Source organism: Desertivirga brevis, assembly GCF_017355835.1.
In genome coordinates this window covers 1,228,032-1,248,191 of record NZ_JAFEWF010000001.1, presented here as the reverse complement: position 1 = coordinate 1,248,191, position 20,160 = coordinate 1,228,032, and the positions used below count along the sequence as shown (strand labels likewise).

General features: G+C 43.9%; 15 protein-coding genes. 9 read left to right on the top strand and 6 right to left on the bottom strand.

The features are described 5' to 3' along the window. Positions 1-14 precede the first annotated feature (14 nt). A complete protein-coding gene (locus tag J4N25_RS05470; RefSeq protein ID WP_207421133.1) occupies positions 15-404 on the bottom strand; it encodes a hypothetical protein in 390 nt (129 codons plus the stop codon). 105 nt (positions 405-509) lie between these two features. Further along, positions 510-932, bottom strand: coding sequence for a hypothetical protein (locus J4N25_RS05465; protein ID WP_207421132.1), 423 nt, complete (start codon positions 930-932; stop codon positions 510-512). A gap of 167 nt (positions 933-1,099) precedes the next feature. On the opposite strand from J4N25_RS05465, the gene J4N25_RS05460 reads away from it, so the two are divergent. From J4N25_RS05460 to J4N25_RS05420, 9 genes are all read left to right on the top strand, one after another. Further along, positions 1,100-2,128 (top strand): DUF6624 domain-containing protein, encoded by a 1,029-nt coding sequence (locus J4N25_RS05460; protein WP_207421131.1) that lies wholly within the window; start codon positions 1,100-1,102, stop codon positions 2,126-2,128. Positions 2,129-2,257: 129 nt separating this feature from the next. Further along, positions 2,258-3,664 (top strand): hypothetical protein, encoded by a 1,407-nt coding sequence (locus J4N25_RS05455; RefSeq protein ID WP_207421130.1) that lies wholly within the window; start codon positions 2,258-2,260, stop codon positions 3,662-3,664. Positions 3,665-4,317: 653 nt separating this feature from the next. Next, positions 4,318-4,794: a hypothetical protein gene (locus J4N25_RS05450; RefSeq protein ID WP_207421129.1), complete on the top strand. Its 477-nt coding sequence runs from the start codon at positions 4,318-4,320 to the stop codon at positions 4,792-4,794. Between the two features lie 263 nt (positions 4,795-5,057). Further along, the gene (locus J4N25_RS05445; RefSeq protein ID WP_207421128.1) at positions 5,058-6,281 is read left to right on the top strand and encodes a metallophosphoesterase family protein; all 1,224 of its coding nucleotides are present in this window, start codon (positions 5,058-5,060) and stop codon (positions 6,279-6,281) included. Continuing rightward, a complete protein-coding gene (locus tag J4N25_RS05440) occupies positions 6,278-9,355 on the top strand; it encodes an SbcC/MukB-like Walker B domain-containing protein (RefSeq protein WP_207421127.1) in 3,078 nt (1,025 codons plus the stop codon). Before J4N25_RS05445 ends, J4N25_RS05440 begins: the two co-directional genes overlap by 4 nt. A gap of 231 nt (positions 9,356-9,586) precedes the next feature. After that, complete coding sequence (gene dinB, locus J4N25_RS05435; RefSeq protein ID WP_207421126.1) at positions 9,587-10,762, top strand: DNA polymerase IV; 1,176 nt, start codon at positions 9,587-9,589, stop codon at positions 10,760-10,762. 20 nt (positions 10,763-10,782) lie between these two features. Further along, complete coding sequence (locus J4N25_RS05430) at positions 10,783-13,734, top strand: DNA polymerase III subunit alpha (RefSeq protein ID WP_207421125.1); 2,952 nt, start codon at positions 10,783-10,785, stop codon at positions 13,732-13,734. 43 nt (positions 13,735-13,777) lie between these two features. Next, positions 13,778-14,263 (top strand): hypothetical protein, encoded by a 486-nt coding sequence (locus tag J4N25_RS05425; RefSeq protein ID WP_207421124.1) that lies wholly within the window; start codon positions 13,778-13,780, stop codon positions 14,261-14,263. Between the two features lie 6 nt (positions 14,264-14,269). After that, positions 14,270-15,091 carry an SOS response-associated peptidase gene (locus tag J4N25_RS05420; protein WP_207421123.1) on the top strand — a complete coding sequence of 274 codons (822 nt, stop codon included), beginning with the start codon at positions 14,270-14,272 and terminating at the stop codon, positions 15,089-15,091. On the opposite strand, the gene J4N25_RS05415 is transcribed toward J4N25_RS05420, so the two are convergent. From J4N25_RS05415 to J4N25_RS05400, 4 genes are all read right to left on the bottom strand, one after another. After that, a complete protein-coding gene (locus tag J4N25_RS05415; protein ID WP_207421122.1) occupies positions 15,088-16,497 on the bottom strand; it encodes a sensor histidine kinase in 1,410 nt (469 codons plus the stop codon). The two genes, J4N25_RS05420 and J4N25_RS05415, sit on opposite strands and share 4 nt — an antisense overlap. Positions 16,498-16,652: 155 nt before the next feature. Then, positions 16,653-17,405: an SDR family oxidoreductase gene (locus tag J4N25_RS05410; RefSeq protein WP_207421121.1), complete on the bottom strand. Its 753-nt coding sequence runs from the start codon at positions 17,403-17,405 to the stop codon at positions 16,653-16,655. A 101-nt stretch (positions 17,406-17,506) separates the two neighbouring features. Then, positions 17,507-18,472: a purple acid phosphatase family protein gene (locus J4N25_RS05405; protein WP_207421120.1), complete on the bottom strand. Its 966-nt coding sequence runs from the start codon at positions 18,470-18,472 to the stop codon at positions 17,507-17,509. Between the two features lie 73 nt (positions 18,473-18,545). Next, complete coding sequence (locus J4N25_RS05400; protein ID WP_207421119.1) at positions 18,546-20,150, bottom strand: RagB/SusD family nutrient uptake outer membrane protein; 1,605 nt, start codon at positions 20,148-20,150, stop codon at positions 18,546-18,548. Between the last annotated feature and the right edge of the window lie 10 nt (positions 20,151-20,160).

Below are 20,160 nucleotides of genomic sequence, written 5' to 3'. Positions count from 1 at the left end.
AGTGGTAAATCAAATCAAATCTTGGGCGGAGGAATGTCGAGCTTTTGAAATCCTGTTGTTAGGTTAGCGGTATAATTTGGGAATTTTTGTATTATGGTTTCAGTAAACGGCTGATCTAGGTTGCTTTCAATAATGTATTGAGCTGTTAAATCAACTTTAATATTTGATTTTTTAGTCGTGTGGTCTTCCGTGTCATGATCGTCGTATTCTTTGATGGCATTTTCATAGCCAAAAATCTTCTCAAGCACAATTTCCACGATACTTTCCTGGTCGTTGATGGAAAGATCTTCAGGAACATGATTAGGAGTAGAGTCGGCGGGGTCTACGCTAATATTAAGTAAATAGAACCCCATTAAACCCCAAAGGATTGTAATGAATACACTATTTCTTATTTGACTGATCACAGTGCAAAGTTAACTCTCTTTTACCGATTTCCCTATATGTTTCTGAGTACTGATAGATTTTAAGGCCGATAGAAGGGTATGGCTGCGTAGTCTGACCTTGCAGATCTACCCATTAGCCGGCTTAAGTTTCCATTTTCTTAATCCTCCTATCAGGAATGTCATTCCTATGAAGACAGCTATAAGGGAATACGTTATTTCCAGAAATTGATTCGCCTGCTGTTTTTCCAGATCGAACATTAGTTCTCCGATTCCTCTTAATAAATAAATGCCCGCAATGACAAAGATCAAGGGTTTTACCAATGGTAATCGCCTAAACCGGTTGTCGGCAGAAAGTCCGTACAGTCCGAAAATAAGAAATACGATCGCAACAAAAATCGTAACCAGATAGGGCAATGAAGAGTGTGTTTGAGCGAGTTCCGCCATTTCCTTTCCAATTCCTGTAACTTCAAACATTTTCTCTGCCCAAAGTAGTCCTACAATATGTGCGATCGCAATTATGATATTAATGTATCCACCAAGTTTTAGCATGATTTAATTTGTTTAGCAAGGGTAAATGGTTTTTGTTATTAAAATTCTGTCGCCGTTTATCTTTTCTTTATTCCTAAGCTATTCAGTATACTTACCTGTGCTTCAATTATAGCTATAAAGATATTGGTAAAAAATATTAACTTGGATTTATTATTCCTAAAGTCTTAATGAAAGCAATTTATATTTTAACTTTTTTTCTAACTCTTTTTAACTTCCAGTCCTTTGCTCAAACTGAAAATCTCTACGATAAATACTTGAAGCAGGGAGAACAATACGCTAAAGATAGAGAGTTTGTGAAAGCGGCTGAAAGTTATACAAAGGCCTTTCTTTCTAATCATGACAAAGGCCGCATTGATCACCGTTATCAGGCTGCACGTTATTGGGCAATGGCCTCAGTTCCCGATTCTGCATTGTATCAACTCGAACGTATCGCCAATAGTGGTTCCTATTGGAATTACTCTCAGATAAGTACCGACACCGTATTTGTACAACTACACAATAATAAAAGATGGGATCCGCTTCTGGAAAAAGTATATCTAAACCAAAAAAAGTGGGACGGAACTCAGAAAGAGAGGAGGGAGATAGCCGACAAAAAACTAAATAAACCTCTCGTCCGGTTATTAGATACTGTGTATTTCGATGACCAGAACTTAAGGAAACAACTAGATAAGGTAATTAAGGAGCACGGGGAGAGATCTGTTGAGGTGACAAGTCTTATGGAATCTATACGGCAAAACGATTCTGTTAATTTAGTTAAAGTCCGTTCAATATTGGATCGCTATGGCTGGCCAGGCAAAGAAGAAGTTGGGGATGAGGGGAGCCGTGCCTTATTTCTGGTTATTCAGCATGCAGATTTGAAAACTCAAACCAAGTACCTGCCGATGTTACAAAAAGCGGTAAAAGAAGGAAAGGCAGCGGCTAGCCAACTAGCATTTCTCGAAGATCGAATTGCCATAGGAAATGGCAAAAGACAATTATATGGTAGTCAATTAAGGCTAGTGGATGGTGTTTATTATGTTTTACCAGTCGAAGATCCGGATAATTTAGATAAACGAAGAACAGCTATGGGTATGCAATCGATGGCTGAGTATTTGAAGCATTTTAACCTGAAGTGGGATGTAGAACGGTATAAATTGGAATTGCCTGAAATAGAGAAAAAAGTTAATGAGGTTAAGAAGTCACGGCAGAGGCTTTAAACAACGTTTACTTAAGGGTAAAAGGTAGTCTTACTCATCGTTTTTTTACCAGAGTCTCATGTAGTAATAAAATTTATCCGATCAATTATTAAAATTATTAATTTCAGGCGTTCTAATTCTTAAACCTGTATGCTCCGCCAAACTTTATCACTCCTTGTATTTACAATAACCTTATCCTTCAATTTAATTGCTCAGGATCTGGATTCAATAAGTTCAGAAATCAAGCTTGACTTTCCCATCGTTGATGCTCCCTACCTTAACTATGCATCTCAAACGGTTAACGGGGGGGAACGGAAACCCGGTTCTTTTCTTAAAAGTTATGCTAACCCATCTATGCATCAGTCCCTTGCCATAACCACTGATGTGTACACTGCTGTTCACTATGGAATTAAAAATGGCCTTAATAAATTGCCAAATACCTCCCGGCTAAAGAAAAGACTGTCCTGGAGTGCTCACTACCTGGCAGATTTTATCCTGATGTACAGCCCTTTGGGTGGTGGATGGCTGCATGAGGAATTTCACAGAAGTGTGATGACGGTTGGGCGGGTAAATAGCTTTAACGATATGAACAAGTTCCCCATTGGCGCCACAACTGTAGCGGTAAGTCATGTTGAAGATGGAGACCTTGTCCGCTTTAAAGCAGCCGATCCTAGATCTTTTATTCGCATGCAAGTAGCAGGGATTGAAGGTGAATATCTAATGATTGATAGATTACAACGGAGCAATTTCTTCAGCCAACAAAAGCTACCCTTCGAAGCGCAGTATATTCTTACAACTCTTAATTCAGCCCTTTACGTACTTGCCTGTTCCAATTCAAAAATAGCCGATGCAGAAACCGCCGCTATGAATAAGAGGGAAGGAGATGTAGAGGTAAGAGATTTCACCGGCTTAGACTTCAACGGTTGGGCTTACGACCTATTTCGGCCTGAAGAGCCATATACAGCAAGAGGAGTTCATCCCTCTGGTGTGGGTATTGATAGATATCGAACTACGAATGATTTGGAACCTCAGCAGTTAGACTATCTCAAAACGCAGGGTAAATTGCAATTTCTTAACTTCCTCTCACCAATGATGTTTGGTGTAAGATCAATAACCCTTGGTAAAACAGGTTTGAAGGGTAATTTTGCTGTTCGACACCTACTTACATCCTTTGGAAATGATATTTCCCTCAATGTTTATTTAATGAACCAATGGCACCGGGCAAGCTTTAGCTATCATCGATACCAAAACTACAATAAGGGATTTTCTTCAATTGAAGGCTTGTTAAAAGACGAACCTGTTGATTTAACCAATCGGACTAAATTGCTATTTACACCCCGGGTAATTTTAGGAATGCAACCTTTAGGCCAAGACTTTATGACCAGGAAAAGCAGCTTTCTCGGTTTCGCCAGCCTTCGAACAGTACTCGACTATCTCTCAACAAAGTGGAGCCCATACCTTGAGTTGGATGCAAAAACTCCAGGATGGGTAGCCGGGAACGAATTCCTTGGACAAAAACTCACAGCCCGACTCGGATTAGAAGTACAACTTAAATAATACTTTACCCGAGTTTGTCGTCCTCCATTACTTATTCAACTTGTGATCGCGAAGCTCCCTGTATTTTTCTTTTTATGCGTTAAAAGGGTTGTTTCCAGAAATTGTTAAAATTCCCGATAGTATACGGCTGACATCATCGTTGTTAAAGCGGCAGTCAAAACGAACAAGGCGAGAAATTAGAAGTGAAGTACAAGTTTTATGTTAAATAGGAAACGGTAAGGCGTATTTCTGGAGAGGTGCTTGCTGCTTCCTACTACTTTACTGATTTTTCCTTCGAGTTTTCAAAGATTGCATTGCTGAACTTTCCCATGATGCTAAAAATTAAAGGTTAAACAATTATTTAATTGCCCCCAATCACAAATGAGGCTGGGACAAAAGTATGGAGACTTTTGGTAGTTCCTATCACTTCAAAGGGGGGCACGGCGTTTTGCGGATATCTGCGGGCTTTTGCGGAGAATTGCGGAAGGATTTGTACTTTCTTCGGGGATTGTTCGGGAGAAGGGGGTACTTTGTTCGGAAATTTGGGGGGCCTTCCCGAACCTGCCTCGAAGCCGTTCCGAAGCAGACCCAGCTTGTGTAAGTGAACTCAGTTCCTTTTGTTAGTTTGTGACAGCAGTTTTAGTATATTTGTTCCTCCTCATTCCGGTGTCACAATGCTCAAGAATTGGCTAAGAATTGTTTCAAATTTAGCGGGGAAGTCAGGCTTGCCATTTCATTTTGCTTCGGTAATTGGAGATGTGAATTCAGGCAGCGACACGGCAGACTTCGGTTATGACAATAACGCTGATTTCTATTATAGCAATTTGATCAATACCCTCATCTTATTTTCCTTAACGAGAAGCGAGCTGGAAAAACTTTCATCACCTACTTTTGATCCTATTTTTGAGCTCGAAACAGAGCTAGATTACGCCTTTACTCCCTTACTCTTTGAAACTTTGTTTCGAAACAAGCTTGTTTCGCCTTCTTTAAGGCAAGAATTACTTCTATTCAAACAGGAAGTTGACGCAATTCCGGACAGTGCCTGGGATTTGAACTTTTTAGAGAAAGACAATAGGTGGATAAGCAGCAGGCAAAAGGCGTCGCGCTTATTGGATAAATTGGATATTGATTCAGACCGAAGATCATTATAACAGAGGGGATATGACGTTAGTAAAAGCTTATGTATATAATTGGAATAAAGAAGACTAAATTCATAAAAGATAAATTCTTTGAAGTTGCGGAGACCAAAAAAATCATTGTCCTCCTGGCGAAAATAGCCAAATAGCGACATAACTTTTTGTGTGGTTTTTAGAAAAGAGCGACCTTTGGATAACCCGCAATAAATTGAAACCAGCGGAAATGGAAACGATGGGCAGAGTGGTATTAAACTTTATCGATCAAAACACCAGCATTCATGAAAATACTTCATACAGCCGACTGGCACCTTGGCAAACGCCTTGAAAAGTTCTCCCGTTTAGAAGAACAAAAAGAGGTATTAGCCGAGATTATAGATATCGCAGATGCTCATGACGTTGATGCGGTTTTGGTCGCGGGTGATCTGTTCGACAGTTTTAACCCTTCTACAGAGGCGATTGAGCTACTATATAAAACCTTAAAGCGCTTAACAAATAATGGGCGAAGAGCAGTGGTGGCTATTGCGGGAAATCATGATTCTCCGGATAGGATAGAGGCGCCGGATCCTCTGGCCCGCGAATGCGGGATCATTTTCGCTGGGTATCCTGATTCGCACGTTTCTATGTGTGAACTGGAATCGGGAGTTGGCATTCTTCAAAGTGAGCCAGGTTTCATAGAACTAAAACTTCCCCGCCATGATGCTCCTTTGCGTTTGTTGTTAACACCCTATGCAAACGAGTATCGTTTAAAAACTTTCCTGGGACTAGAGAATTCTGAGGAGGAGTTGCGGCAAGTGTTGCAGAGACGCTGGAAGGAGCTGGCTGATAAGTATTGCGATGATAAGGGTGTAAATATGCTGGTTACCCATCTCTTTATGATGAAAAAAGGGGAGGAACCGCCGGAAGAGCCGGAAGATGAGAAGCCGATCCTACATGTAGGCGGCGCACAGGCTGTTTACTCTGAAAATATTCCTTTACAAATTCAATACGCTGCTCTGGGGCATTTGCATGGGTTCCGTATAATGGACAATAGCCCATGCCCGGTTGTTTACAGTAGTAGTCCTTTAAGTTATAGCTTCGGAGAGGCAGGACATAAAAAATATGTGGTACTGATTGATGCGGAACCAGGAAAGCAGGTTAAGTATGAGGGCATAAAGTTAAGCAAGGGGCGACCATTAGCTCGTAAACGGTTTACCGGTGTGGATGATGCTTTACAATGGCTTTCGGAAAATCAGGAAGCTTTAGTTGAACTAACCTTGGTTACGGATAACTATTTGACGGCCGACGAACGTAAACGACTGACGCAAGCTCATGAGGGGATTGTTACCATTATACCTGAGGTGAGAAATCCCGACATGCTCCATTCAAAAGGAACTTCCATCGATTTGAGTCAGGATATTGAAGATCTGTTCGGTCAGTTCTTCCAGCATCGTCATGGTCAGCTACCCAATACCGAACTAATTAATCTATTTAAGGAAATAAGAGCAGAACAGCACGAGGAATGATACCTGTTTCATTAACGATTAAAGGACTTTACTCTTATCAAACTGAGCAAACTATAGAGTTCGACCGCTTACTTGAGGGACAGTTGTTCGGTATATTCGGGTCGGTAGGTTCAGGGAAATCTTCTATTCTGGAGGCAATGACCTTTGCGCTGTATGGGCAGTCTGAGCGCCTTGACAGGAATGATAACCGGAACTATAATATGATGAACTTGAAGTCGGACGAGCTATTGATCGATTTCGTTTTCAGGAATTTTGACGAGCAGGAATACCGTTTCACCGTACGCGGTAAACGAAATGGGAAGGATTTTGATAAGGTGAACACCTTCGAAAGGATTGCTTACCGCAAAACCGATGGGAATTGGATCCCGCTCGAGCAAAGCAATGCCGACTCGATCCTTGGATTGGGCTATGACAACTTCCGCCGGACAGTGATCATCCCGCAAGGAAAATTTCAGGAGTTCCTGCAGTTGGGAGATAAGGATCGTACAAACATGTTGAAGGAGATATTTCAGCTGGATAAGTATGAGTTCTTTTACCAAACCACTGCTTTAGAAAAGAAGAATAACGAGGCTTTGCAGAACCTTGAAGGGCGACTGGCGCATTATGCACAGGTAAGTCAGGATGGAATTGAGCAACAGGAGAAAGCCGTAGCAGAACTTTTGCTGCAATTGGAAGGGGCGAGAGCTAAGCTGCTTGAAGCCGAAGAGCAGTTGCAGATCCAACAAGCATTGAAGAAACTCTTTGAAGATCTGGAAAACCAGAAACTGAAATTGGCGAGGCTTTTACAGGACGAAGAATACTATGGGGGGCTGGCGAAAAAGATCAAAGATTACGACTTCTGCCTGGGCAATTTTAGGGATGGTCTAAAGCGAAAGAAAGAGTTACAAGCGGATATTTCTCATCGTGCTGCATTAATCGTGCAGAACCAGGAAAGATTAGACAAATCAAGCAAGGAACTGGCCTCGCTGGAGCAGCGCTTTGATCTCGTTAAATTAGAGTATCAGAAGCAGGAGGAGAGGACTCAGTTAGTTGGTGATTACCGTCTCCTAAAATCTATTAAAGCTCTTGGTGCTGAGATTGAGAAACAAGCTCAGCGCCTTATTGACGGGAAGCCTCATATAGAACTAGCACTCTTTAACAAAACACTGAATGAAAACCGCATAGACGATCTAAAGATCCTGATAAAGGATCAAAGATCTGCGTTGCCCGACGTAGCAAAACTTTCGCTCGTAAGAGCTTGGCATGGAGACCGGAAGAACATTGAACTTAGGATGAAGGAACTTCAAGGCGACCTGCAGGTGATAGAGCATCAACTAAAGGCTCTTGCAGAAAGCCTTAAGTCCCATTTGGTTCCGCCAGTGTTTCCTGCAGTCGTAGACGGGCAGCCTTTTACGTTTTATCAGGAACAGGTTCTGCAGTTCCGCCAGGAGAACAGCCTTAAAAAGGAGGCCTTACTTTCACAAATTGCACATTATAATCTTCAGCTGAAACTGGGAGAGTTTGTGGAGCAGCTAAGCAATGGCGGTCCTTGCCTGCTTTGTGGTTCTGAACATCATCCCAACCTTCTGGCCGTCGACAATGTGAATGACCATTTGTTGAAGGCAAAGAATGAAGAGGAGGAGATCCGTAAGTATGACAAGTCATGCGAAGATACCCTGCAAGTCTTGCATGGTCTGCAGCAGAACGAGCTTGGATTATTGCAACAGCTTGAATCGGCTAAACAGCGCTTAGCAGCGCAGGAGCAGCTCCTGATTGCCCATTTAGAGAACTTTACATGGACTGAATTCGATAGATCGGATGAGTCTCAGGTAGAACAAGCTTTTGGTCTATATGACCAGGAGAAGCAGAAATTAGACTCATTGGAAAAGGATCTGGAGGAGACCGAGAAGAAGTGTCGTGAAGCTTCTGAAAGCTACGAGAAATTCCGAAAGGCGATGGAAGCGATCCAGTCGGTAATAACGGCGAAGGAAGCTGAGCGTTCTGCTTTGTGTGGCCAGTTAAGGCTGTTGAAGGATAAGGAATATTTAGGGCATACCGAACAAGATCTTCAAGGTAAGGCCGATGAATTAGAGCAGAAGATCCTGAGTGTGAGAAAGGAGCATGAAGATTTGCTGCAGCAGATCGAAGCTCACCGGTCAGAAAAAATAACCTTGCTGGAGCGGATCAACTCAAACCTTGAGGTATTGAAGAAGGATGAGGCCATGATCGAGCAGATTAATGCTTCGCTACAGCAATGTTTGGAAAAATCGGATTTTAGCAGTTGGGAGGAAGTCGACAGGATATTGAAGGAGGAGCTTGACCTGAACAAACTAAAGTCGGAATTACAGGGCTATGAGCAGGAGCTATACAGCTGCCGGCAGATATTGCAGGATCTGGAAAAGAACACTTCAGGAATGACTTTCGATCCTCAGGGATTTACTGATCTCCTGCTCGCTATATCTCAATTAAAAGAACAGCTGCAGGTGATGAATGACGAGTATGTTAAGGCAAGAGCTGAACTGGAGAAACAACAGAGCGATCTTAAGAGTAAATTGATGCTTGAAGATCAGTTGGACAAGTTGAAGAAGCGTGCGTCGAACCTGAATATTTTGAAGCAATTATTCAAGGGGAGTGGGTTTGTAAACTACGTTTCGTCTGTTTACCTACATAGCTTGTGCGAGGCAGCTAACGAACGCTTTTACAAGCTCACCCGCCAGTCGCTACGATTAGAGGTGACAGAAAAAAATGAGTTCCAGGTAAGAGATTTCTTAAATAACGGAAAGGTGAGGAGTGTGAAAACCTTGTCGGGCGGCCAAACCTTTCAGGCTTCGCTTTCGCTTGCGTTGGCACTTGCCGAAAGTGTTCAGCAGCAGAACAAGGCAAAGCAGAACTTCTTCTTCCTGGATGAAGGCTTCGGGTCCCTTGATAAGGAATCCCTGCAAGTGGCCTTTGAAACCCTTAAATCCCTACGGAAGGAAAACCGAAAGGTCGGCGTAATCTCGCACGTTGAAGATCTACAACAGGAGATCGATGTGTTTTTACGTGTTACTAACGATTCACTGTCAGGGAGCAGAGTAAAGGCTAGCTGGGAATGAAGGGAGTTTTAAGTGAAAGCATTTAATGTGTCCTGAATGGTTTTACGCCATTAATGTAATGATTTTCACAGTATATATTAAGCTTTTTTTGCTCATATTTTTAGTATTTAAACTCCTTTGACTCTAAATTTCTTCGCATTTCATTTAACAATACTAAAACTTTTAGCATACATTTGTCTTGTTAATCAGGGGAGACAGCCGCTGTACCGGGACAATTATTAAGCAAAAAGTATGGAAAAAGTAAATAGATCAATAGTGCATTTCGACCTTGACACTTTTTTCGTTTCCGTTGAGGTTTTGAAAGATTCTGCGTTGAAAGGAAAGCCAGTAGCCGTGGGTGGTGAGGGCGACCGGGGAGTGGTGGCTTCCTGTTCGTATGAAGCCAGGAAGTTTGGCGTGCGAAGTGGAATGTCTATGAAACTCGCCCGTGCGCTTTGTCCTCAAATGATCACCCGTCGCGGAGATTTTGATTCTTATGCCCGTAAATCGGAGGAAGTAACGGCAATTATCCGCGAAAAGGTTCCGGTAGTAGAGAAAGCATCCATCGACGAGCATTACCTCGACCTTACTGGTTTCGACAAGTTCTTCGGCTGTTATAAGTATACCATGGAATTACGGAACAGTATTTTGAAAGAATCGGGACTCCCAATCTCTTTTGGCCTTTCTATAAATAAGTTAGTGAGTAAGGTGGCCACCGGGGTCGGAAAGCCTTTAGGAAAGATCCAGGTTGAAACCGGGATGGAACGGAGTTTCTTCTCGCCTCTGCCCGTTAAAAAGATCCCAGGTGTAGGTCAGGAAACGTCGCGACAGTTGGCTGTGATGGGTATCAGCAAGATCAAAGATGTTTACCTGCTTAACCCTGATCTATTGCAGGCTACTTTCGGGAAGAATGGTTTGGTGCTGTGGAACCGGGCAAATGCTATTGATGACAGTCCCGTAGTAGAATACAGCGAACAGAAATCAATGAGTCACGAGGAGACTTTCTCTGTTGATACAACCAGCATGGAAGACCTTCGCACTTCGATCCTCAATATGGTTACTCGTCTTGCTTTTGATCTGCGGGACCAGGGGAAACTCACTACTTGCGTAACTGTTAAGATCCGTTACTCAGACTTTGAGACCTTCACCAAACAGGGAAGGATTAAAGCAACTGCGCTGGACGATGAGCTGGCAGAAAAAGCCTGGGACTTGTTTACCTCCCTTTATGAACGCCGAATGCTGGTGCGTCTGATTGGAGTAAAGTTCAGTTACCTGGTTTCATCAGGTTATCAGATCGACCTCTTCTCTGATAACAACACGCAGATTGATCTGTACGCTACGCTCGATACCATTCGCAAACGCTTTGGATCTAATGCTGTTTTAAAAGCCCGCGCACTGCCGGCTCCGGTTCGTTTTTTTGCTCGTTGAACAGGTAGGAGGATTAGAAAATGCTGCTGAATGTTCATAGTAATTACAGCCTTCAATATGGCACTATTGGAATTGCTGAACTGGTTAATCACCTTATAGTAAACGGATATGAAAGTGCTGTATTAACCGATATTAACAATACCAGTGCTGCCCTCGACTTTATTCGCGAATGCCAGGCGAAGAGCTTCCATGGCATGGTAGGGGCGGAGTTCAGGAACGAGGACGACCTGCTCTTTATTGCCATCGCAAAAAACAATGCAGGCTTCAAGGAGATCAATGAATATCTAACCAAATACAATGTTTCTAAGGAATCTTTTCCACCTAAGGCTCCTGAATGGAAAGACGTATTTGTTGTTTACCCCTTTCGTGCCGAGAGCAAGGATCTGAGAGAGAACGAGTACATAGGGATCAGGCCCCGTGAACTGAATAAGCTATACTCCAGGAGCAAAGCCTTTATTGACAGGCTCGTTATCCTTAGTCCCGTTACCTTTCTAAAGTCTGAAGATTTTGAATTGCACTGCCAGCTAAGTGCTATCAAGCACAATGCCTTACTATCGCAACTGAAGGACACGCAGAAGGCCAGACCCGACGAAGTGCTTCAGCCGATCGATAATATTATCACCCAGTATAAAGCGTACCCGAAAATCATCATCAATACCTTCGGACTGCTGGAGCGATGCCGCTTTGACTTCGATTTCGAGAACTGTAAGAACAAACGGACCTTCACCCAAAGCCGCTATACTGATCGCTTACTTTTGGAAAAGTATGCCGTAGAAGGCTGTTATCAGCGTTACGGGAAAGGGAATAAGTTGGCGATGGAGCGCATAAGGAAAGAGCTGGACGTGATCGATAAGCTCGGCTTTTCTTCCTATTTCCTGATCACTCACGATGTGGTAAGTTATTCGCTTCGCCGCGGATTCTATCATGTAGGGCGAGGCTCGGGAGCAAACAGTATTGTGGCTTATTGCTTGAGGATCACAGATGTTTGTCCCATTGAGCTGGACCTGTATTTCGAGCGGTTCCTCAATCCAAAACGGAAAGCTCCACCTGATTTCGACCTCGATTTCTCCTGGCGCGACCGGGATGAGATCTTCGATTATATCTTTAAACGTTATGATCCGGCTAATACTGCTCTGATCGGTGCTATGACCACTTTTCAGGATCGAAGTATTATCCGCGAGCTGGGAAAGATTTATGGTTTGCCCAAGAGGGAGATCGATCTGATGATCGAAGCTCCCGCTACTATTGCAAGTGATAATGCCATTGCTCGGAAAATTCTTGGAACCTTCGAGCGTATTAGCGACTTCCCACATAACCGGACCATCCATGCGGGAGGGATACTAATATCAGAACTTCCATTGGCGGAGTACTGCGCTATGGATCTTCCTCCCAAAGGATTGCTCACTACCCAGTTTGATATGTACACAGCAGAAGCGATCGGCTTTGAGAAGCTGGATGTATTATCGCAAAGAGGAATAGGGCACATCGGGGAAGCGGTAGAGATCATTAAACAGAACACGGGCAGGGTGCTGGATATCCATAACATTCAGGCGATTAAGAAAGATGAGAAGGTTGCTGAACAATTGAAGAGCGGAGATAGTATCGGTTGCTTTTACATCGAGTCGCCTGCAATGCGCGGCATTTTGAAGAAGCTGCATTGCAGCGATTATCTCACGCTGGTTGCCGCCTCCAGTATTATTCGTCCTGGCGTCGGCTCAAGTGGGATGATGGACGAGTATATTCGTCGGTTTCATAAACCGGAGGACGTAAAATACCTGCATCCTATTTTGAAGGAGCAGCTGAGCGAGACCTACGGCGTGATGATCTACCAGGAAGACGTGCTGAAGGTGGCTCATCATTACGCCGGTCTGGATTTAGCAGAAGCTGACGTGCTGAGGCGTTTAATGTCGGGCAAGAACAGGGGCGCTCATCACCTGAAAGACATACAGGATAAGTTCTTTTCCAAAAGTAAGGAGTTGGGGCGGTCGGAAGATATAACAAATGAGCTGTGGCGCCAGATTTCAAGCTTTGCCGGTTATTCTTTCTCTAAGGCCCACTCTGCAAGTTATGCTGTTGAAAGTTATCAGAGCCTTTACCTGAAAGCCTGGTTTCCTAATGAGTTTATGGTAGCGGTGCTGAATAATGAAGGAGGCTTCTATTCTCGCTGGCTCTATGTAGCAGAGGCACGGAAGTCAGGAGCAAGGGTGCAATTGCCCTGCGTAAATAACAGTCAGCTGCTTACCTCTATCAGAGGCGCCGATATTTTCCTGGGACTAAATATGGTCCAAAAGCTGGAAAGCCGGGTGATTGAGGCCATCCTTGCCGACCGGCAGGAGCGCGGCCTTTACGAAACGCTGGACGAATTGGTGGAACGCACAGGTGTGAGTTTGGAACAAGTTGTTATTCTTATCCGCTCGGGGGCCCTTCGCTATACAGGGAAGAACAAAAAGACCCTGATGTGGCTCGCCAATGTGCTCTTTGAAAAGCGGAACCGGCTCAAGAATAAGATCCAGAACGAGCGTCCCCTATTAAGGCAAGCCTCAATGGAAATCACTATCCCGGCCTTCCCCGTGTTTGATGAGGAGGATTTTTTCGACGAAATGGAATTCCTGCATTTCTCGGTATCGTTGTCACCTTTTCATATGCTTAAGACCAGCTTTCGGGGAGATGTGGAAGCGCGGGATCTGCTCAGGTATGTGGGGCAGACGGTAAAGCTGGTTGGGCTCTACGTGACCATGAAACCAACCCGCACCAAAAAGAACGAAACGATGGCTTTCGGAACCTTCCTTGACGCTAACGGATCTTTTTTTGACACCGTTCACTTTCCCAATTGTTTGAAGCAATATCCCTTTGAGAAGTCGGGTTTGTACCTGATCCTGGGGAAGGTGACCGAGAGCTTTGGCTTCCCAACAATAACGGTTGAGAAAATGGCAAAACTTCCGATCAGGCCGGATCCACGCTTTAGCGATTGAGCTTGCAGGAACACAAAGAAATTGGTTAATTAGAAAAGCTGAAATGAGCATTCTTTTTTATAATCCTTTTTTGCCCCTTACAGAGGGCTTGTTGCAGCATATGTTACGCAAGGGCAAGCCTTATTGGGTGGTGCAACGTTTTTCATGGCCTGGGATCGAAACCGGAAAGGCTTTTATGGCTAGTGAATATGCCGATAAGCTGGAGGCCGAAGCTCATGCAATGAAGTTGGAACATGGCGAAGGCAAGTTGCTGGATTTAACAATTGAAGAGGCTCTTTCGAAGCTGCTCGAGCTGATAAAGACGGGATCGGGCTACAAGGTGTTTTATAACAGTACGTTAGACAAGAAGAACGAGAAAAAGCTGCATAAAACCTACGTGAAAAAAGTCCATAATTACATCAGGTCTATCGCTATGAAAAATGACGGAGGCTATGATGTCTTTATTCGTGTTGTAAATGGCAGGGTGGTGGGAATTATCACCTCCGGTGACAGGAGCCATGAGGCCCCGTTTTATAAAATGATCAGTTGATTTATTATGTGCAGAGACATATCCTTCCACTCAGAAATACAGGTTATTACCGAGACTTTTCCGGAGATCAAATTGTCGGGAATTGATCAGGCTTCAAAGGATGCCTGGGCTCATGTGACCTGCGAAATCTTACCGGAGTATCCAATTGTTGCCCCGAAGAATGAGGAGCTTTATCTGACCCCAATGAGCTGGGGAGTGATCCCGGCTTACGAGAAGGATCCAAAGATGCGGGAAATCAGGAGAAGGAATATGGTTAATGCCCAGAGCGAACGTATTCTGGAAGACAAGAAATCGTACTGGTATCGCTTACGAAAGAACCGCTGTTTGATTCCCGCTACCGGAGTTTACGAGCATCGAAAAGTAGCGGGCTTTAAAAACAAGATCCCATACCTGGTAAAGCCAGAGGGACGTAATGGATTCTACCTGCCTGCTTTATATCAAATAAGCGAAGAAGTAAATCAAAGTACAGGCGAGATCTTCAATGTTGCTTCCTTTACCATGATCACCCGTAAAGCCAATGAGTTGATGGAATGGATCCACAACGACGGCGACAACAAGCATCGGATGCCGCTCTTTCTTGCACCTGAATTGGAAAAGACCTGGCTAGATCCTGCTTTGTCTGATGATGATATCCGGGCTATTTTCCAATACCGGATAGCGTCTGACGAGCTCTATCATCATCCTGTATTTACTATTCGTGGCGCAAAAGCTATCCGTGATGATGAAAAGACCAAGGATGAGTTTTATGACTGGGGGGAGAAGCTGCCGGTTTACGGGAAGGGAAGCGGAGGAGGTGCAGGTGTTGGGCAGCAGGGGAGTTTGTTTTAGGAGGCTTGATAATCAGCGAGCGGTAGACAAATCCAGAAGGTGCTTCCTTCTCCCACATAACTTGTCACCCCAAGATCACCATCGTGCCCGTTAACGATCTGCTTGCAAATAAACAGACCCAAACCCAAACCTTGAATTACGGTCTCATTCTCGTAAACCCGGTAAAATTTCTGGAAAAGGATAGGAATCTTTTCTTTTGGAATGCCGACACCAAAATCGCGAATGAATACCCGCACCTCTTGATTTTCAACTTCCATCCATAGGTGGACCTCGGTTGCCTTGGGAGAATACTTTGCCGCATTCGAAAGTAGATTTATTAATACCTGCAGCATTCTCTGGGGATCTGCCATTACCGCAGTCTCCTCGAGAGGTTTTGTGTAGATAATATCATGATTGAATAACGATGAAGCCTCTGCAACAGCTTCGTTTATTAGTTCAGCTAGATTTGTCTTTTTCTTTGAGATGGTTAGCTTTCCTTGTTCGATCCGCGTAACATCCAATAACTCGTTGACCAAGTTTATGAGACGATTTACTTGCTTGTTAGAATTAAAAACGAATGGCTGAACTTTGTGAGCCTGTGGATTGCTACGCGTAAATTTATCAAGAACTTGCAGGCCAGCCTTCATTGAAGTGAGCGGCGTTTTTAATTCATGAGCAGCAATGCTCATAAACTCTTCCTTTACATAGTTCTGCCGCGCAAGTTCTTCTTTCGTAGACTGCAGCTTGTTAATCAGTTCATAGCAAAAGCTGCCACCGATAGCAACGATCAGGATAACAAAGAAGAAATTGACATAATACAGCGCTTGCGTAATAACCCTGCTTGCCTCACCAAGAATGCTGGAGAAGCCTTGTTGATGGTAGGTGAGACTTTTATTAATGGCATTTATTCTGGCAAGAAGCTCAGTGGTGTCCTGGATTTCGACTTGCCCGTGTTTTATTTTGTAGGCAATCCTGTCAAGTTCTCCAACGAATACGTCGGCTCTTTTCCATTCATAAATTGCCTCCTTAAAGTAGGGGAAGTTTTGGAAGGTTACAAACAACCATATCATGTTTGGCACGTCGTCCGAATGGTTGCGTGCCAGGACCAAAGCTTTTTTAATGCGTTCGTAGGGTTTTGATTCCTGCATTCCTATCCGCGCCAAGCTGTCAGCAATAGGAACAGAGAGCTCTTTCTTGAAAAGTTTATAAGATAATTCGTTTCTGGTATAGATATAGTCTATGAGATGGGCAGTGGCGTTTTTCTGCGCTCTGGAGTACTGGGATTCCCCGTTTACATAGCCTCGGATAGAGGAAAGGATTTTGATCGTATAATAATTGGTAGCTGTGATAGCGAAGGAAACAAGCAGGATAATTAGAATTGCCCTGATACTGTATCTTTTTTGCTTTAAAAAAGAATAGACTTCCAAAATGCCTCCTTTTAATCGTTTATCATAGCAACATTTGTGCTAGTTGTAATTACGATATTACGAAAGCGATCAAATAATAATTTTGTACCGTCCGGAGGGCTTTAACTTTTTGTTTAATATTAAAAGAGGCTGCTTCCACAGCAGCCTCCGTCCCATTATCTTATCACTAATATTCCTGCATCTACCCTTAGTTCTGTTCCATGGATGTAGGAAGCTTGGTCTGAGGCCAGAAATAGAACGGCTTCGGCGATTTCTGCAGGTTCGCCAAATCTTTTAAATGGGATCAGGGGAACAATGCTTTGTATGGCTCCTTCAATTTGTTCCGGGTTTAGACCTGTGTTATTGAAGATGTTAGTTTTGATGTGGCCCGGGCTGACCCCGTTTACGCGGATACCTTTTTCGGTGAACTCTGCTGCAAATGATTTAATGAACGACTGTACTGCTGATTTTGCAGCTGAATACACAGAGAAATTCTGCAGTACCATTTCGGTTACAAAAGAAGTGTTCAATATAATCGAACTTCCCTTTTTTAGTAAGGGTAACACTTGCTGCACGGTAAAAAATGTTCCTTTCACCAAAGTATTGAAGAGCTCGTCAAAATGCTTCTCGTCTGCCGAGGCAACACCGGCGAACTTTCCGTACCCTGCATTGGCGAATAGCAAGTCAATCTCTTCTGTATATTGCTTTATCTGCTCCTTCAAACGGAATATATCAGCCATGCTACCGGCATTTGACACTATTCCAAAAGCCTTTGTTCCCAGGTTCTCAATTGCCCTGTTTACCGTTTCATCGCTTCGGCCGGTTATAATCACTTTACCGCCTTCGTTGATAAATTGCTCTGCTGTCGCGAATCCCATTCCGCTCGTTCCGCCCGTAATAAGAGCTACTTTGTCTTTAAATCTTTGCATTTTATTAGTTTTTATTGCTTAGCAAAGATTGATGTATGTGGCCGCGTCGGCAATCCGAAACTTGCTATGTTTGGTTATGATTGGTATTAGGCGAGCAAGGCTTATTCCCTTTCTTTAGAGTACTGGTAAATCACCTTTCCCTTGTGATTAATCGCCTGTACCTGGGCCGTTTTCTCGTCCATAGAGAAAACGAAGAAGCCGTATTCCGAGGCAGCAAACTTTGCCTCAGGGATCTTATGTACCGGCGTTATCTCGGAAGCTGCACCGGAGATAAAGTATTCGGTTTTTCCAGTACTAACTAAATGCTGCAGACTATGTTCGTGACCTGCCAGGTAGAAATCGACCTTGTGTTTTTCGAGTAAGGTCAGCAGCGAGCTTCGCACGGCCTTTGTATCGTAAGCATTCGTCCTGCCGCCCGCAGTAAAAGGGGGATGATGGCCGACAACGATCTTGTAGAGAATATTGGGACTTTTATCACTAAGCACGCGCTCCATCCACTGCTTTTGAGCCGTGCTGTCCTGGCTGCGGACATTCGGCCCGTACTCAGAATTCTTGTAAAATTCAGGAATTAGGGGATTGGTATCGATGAATACGAACAGCACTTGTTTAGTGGTATCACCATTAATCGGGACTTTCTTGGAATAGTAACGGGCGGGCATCTTCCAGCGCCTGCTAATTTTCGAATAGGCAACTTGAGCGTCGGGGTTCGACTTATAGTCGTGGTTCCCTAACACGGGGTACCAATCCCACTGCAAAGAAAAGTCGGTGTAAATATCTTCATACGATACTTTCCATAGAGGATCATGTTCGCTGATAACACCGCTGGGGTAGAAGTTATCGCCCGTAGAGATAATGAAATTTGCACGGAGGCTAGTAGCCGTTTTCCCCATTTGTGCCGCTACTTGTTTCTGATGATCTGCTCCATTGCGTCCCCAATCGCCCATAACAATAAAATTAAGGGTCGGCTTGCTCTGCTGATGCTGTGAAAAACTTATTGGGACTTTAAAAAGGACTAAGGAAATGAAAATGATCAGGCGTTTCATGTTATAAAGAGAATGGAATTGCATCAAGGCAAAACTTTAAACGTATGTTAAAAGGAAAAAGGCAGGCTACCGCTTCGGGTCCCTGCCTTTTTATTAGCTATTTAGTATAACCTTCGTTTTGTTCCAGTTTCGGATTTAAAGCTCTTTCGCTGGTAGGAATAGGGTAGATCCTTCTGAATGTTTCGGTATTGGTTTTGAAACCCCAGGCTGATTCGAACTTTCCGAAGCGGATAAGGTCGTTCCTTCTCCAGCCTTCCCAGGCGAACTCGCGAGCCCTTTCTTCTAATAAGCCATCTAGTGTGATGCCACTTACCAAAGGTGCTTTTGCTCTGGAGCGAATCTTATTTACCAGAACATCTGCTGTTTGCAATTCGCCGTTCACTGTAGTTGGATTTGCTCCTCTTAGGATCGCTTCAGCTTTCATCATTAGTACATCTGCCAGTCGCAACACTGGCATGTCGTTATTTGAATGGCGTGTATTGGAATTGGCGTTCTTGTCCGGATAGTACTTGATAGAACGAACACCACGTGCCTTACCTAGTTCGTCATTTCCTACATCCATTGTAGCTGGTTTCACCAGTGGCATTTCTGGAGTGAATTCCAGGTGATAGTTTACAGATGCTGCACCATCAGTACCGGCGTATGAGGCATCTAATCCTTTTTTAGTAGTTTTTATAATAATAGGACTTCCATTTAGCTCATACTGCTTGCCAGCCAGCCAGGTGTTGTTCCTCACGTCGCCCTGTAAATTGAACTTTTCATAGAACTCTTTGATGGTGCTCAGAGCGATACTCGGACGGAAAGGAATGCTGTATTTATTCTGTATAGCAGTATGCAAGCCAAAGCGCGCAAATTGCATGCCTTCCGCTACGTTCGCATCGTAAGGAACAGCAAAGATAGTTTCCTTAATGTGCGGACCGTTTTCAGGAGCAAACAAGGTCATATAATCTGCGTCGAGCGAATAAACATTTTTCGCACCGATCAAGACACTGTCGGCCATTGCTACCGCTTCATTAAACTTTGGCTGGCCGGTATAGTATTGGGAATTCAGATACAGCTTCTCCAGCAGGGCAAATGCCATCCATTTGGTCGGGCGCCCGTAGGTTGAGGTTCCAGCTGTCATGCTTAATGCCGGGTAAACTTCCTTCAGCTCTTTTTCGATAAAGCTAAATACCTCAGCTCTTTTTGCGGTTTGGGGGAGTTCTGTGCCGCCAAAGCTGGAAATAATAGGAACGTTTCCATAAAGGTCCATCATAAAGAAATAGAATAAGGCTCGCATTGCACGGATCTCCGCCACTGTTTGTGTTTTTGTTTTACTCTCGGTCACTGGTTCAAAAAGCTTCAATAATCGATTGCAGGTATTTATGCCGCCGAATCCCCATTCCCAGTTATCCTTTACATTGGGGTGATCGGGAGTCCAGGTGTGCAGATGAAGGAACCTGTACTGACCTCCGTCATCGTAGTTTCCATCACGGGCAGGAATGATCGCTTCGTCTGTAGATAACTCCTGCATTCTCCAGTATTGTACAGCATAAATGGAGCGTAACTGCGTGTAGATGGGGCCAGTAGCGGCAATGAAGCTTTCCGGATTGTTGGGGAAATTTTCAGGAGTAAGCTCTGATTCTACCTCCACGTCAAGTTTGGAGCAAGCGGTAAAAACTGCAGCAACAAGTAGGATTGCAAGTGCTTTTATCTTATACATGGTCTGTTTC

Coding starts and splice junctions, on each gene's coding strand:
- J4N25_RS05465 (WP_207421132.1), bottom strand. CDS start 932: ATGCTAAAACTTGGTGGATACATTAATATCATAATTGCGATCGCACAT.
- J4N25_RS05460 (WP_207421131.1), top strand. CDS start 1,100: ATGAAAGCAATTTATATTTTAACTTTTTTTCTAACTCTTTTTAACTTC.
- J4N25_RS05455 (WP_207421130.1), top strand. CDS start 2,258: ATGCTCCGCCAAACTTTATCACTCCTTGTATTTACAATAACCTTATCC.
- J4N25_RS05450 (WP_207421129.1), top strand. CDS start 4,318: ATGCTCAAGAATTGGCTAAGAATTGTTTCAAATTTAGCGGGGAAGTCA.
- J4N25_RS05445 (WP_207421128.1), top strand. CDS start 5,058: ATGAAAATACTTCATACAGCCGACTGGCACCTTGGCAAACGCCTTGAA.
- J4N25_RS05440 (WP_207421127.1), top strand. CDS start 6,278: ATGATACCTGTTTCATTAACGATTAAAGGACTTTACTCTTATCAAACT.
- dinB (WP_207421126.1), top strand. CDS start 9,587: ATGGAAAAAGTAAATAGATCAATAGTGCATTTCGACCTTGACACTTTT.
- J4N25_RS05430 (WP_207421125.1), top strand. CDS start 10,783: ATGCTGCTGAATGTTCATAGTAATTACAGCCTTCAATATGGCACTATT.
- J4N25_RS05425 (WP_207421124.1), top strand. CDS start 13,778: ATGAGCATTCTTTTTTATAATCCTTTTTTGCCCCTTACAGAGGGCTTG.
- J4N25_RS05420 (WP_207421123.1), top strand. CDS start 14,270: ATGTGCAGAGACATATCCTTCCACTCAGAAATACAGGTTATTACCGAG.
- J4N25_RS05410 (WP_207421121.1), bottom strand. CDS start 17,405: ATGCAAAGATTTAAAGACAAAGTAGCTCTTATTACGGGCGGAACGAGC.
- J4N25_RS05405 (WP_207421120.1), bottom strand. CDS start 18,472: ATGCAATTCCATTCTCTTTATAACATGAAACGCCTGATCATTTTCATT.
- J4N25_RS05400 (WP_207421119.1), bottom strand. CDS start 20,150: ATGTATAAGATAAAAGCACTTGCAATCCTACTTGTTGCTGCAGTTTTT.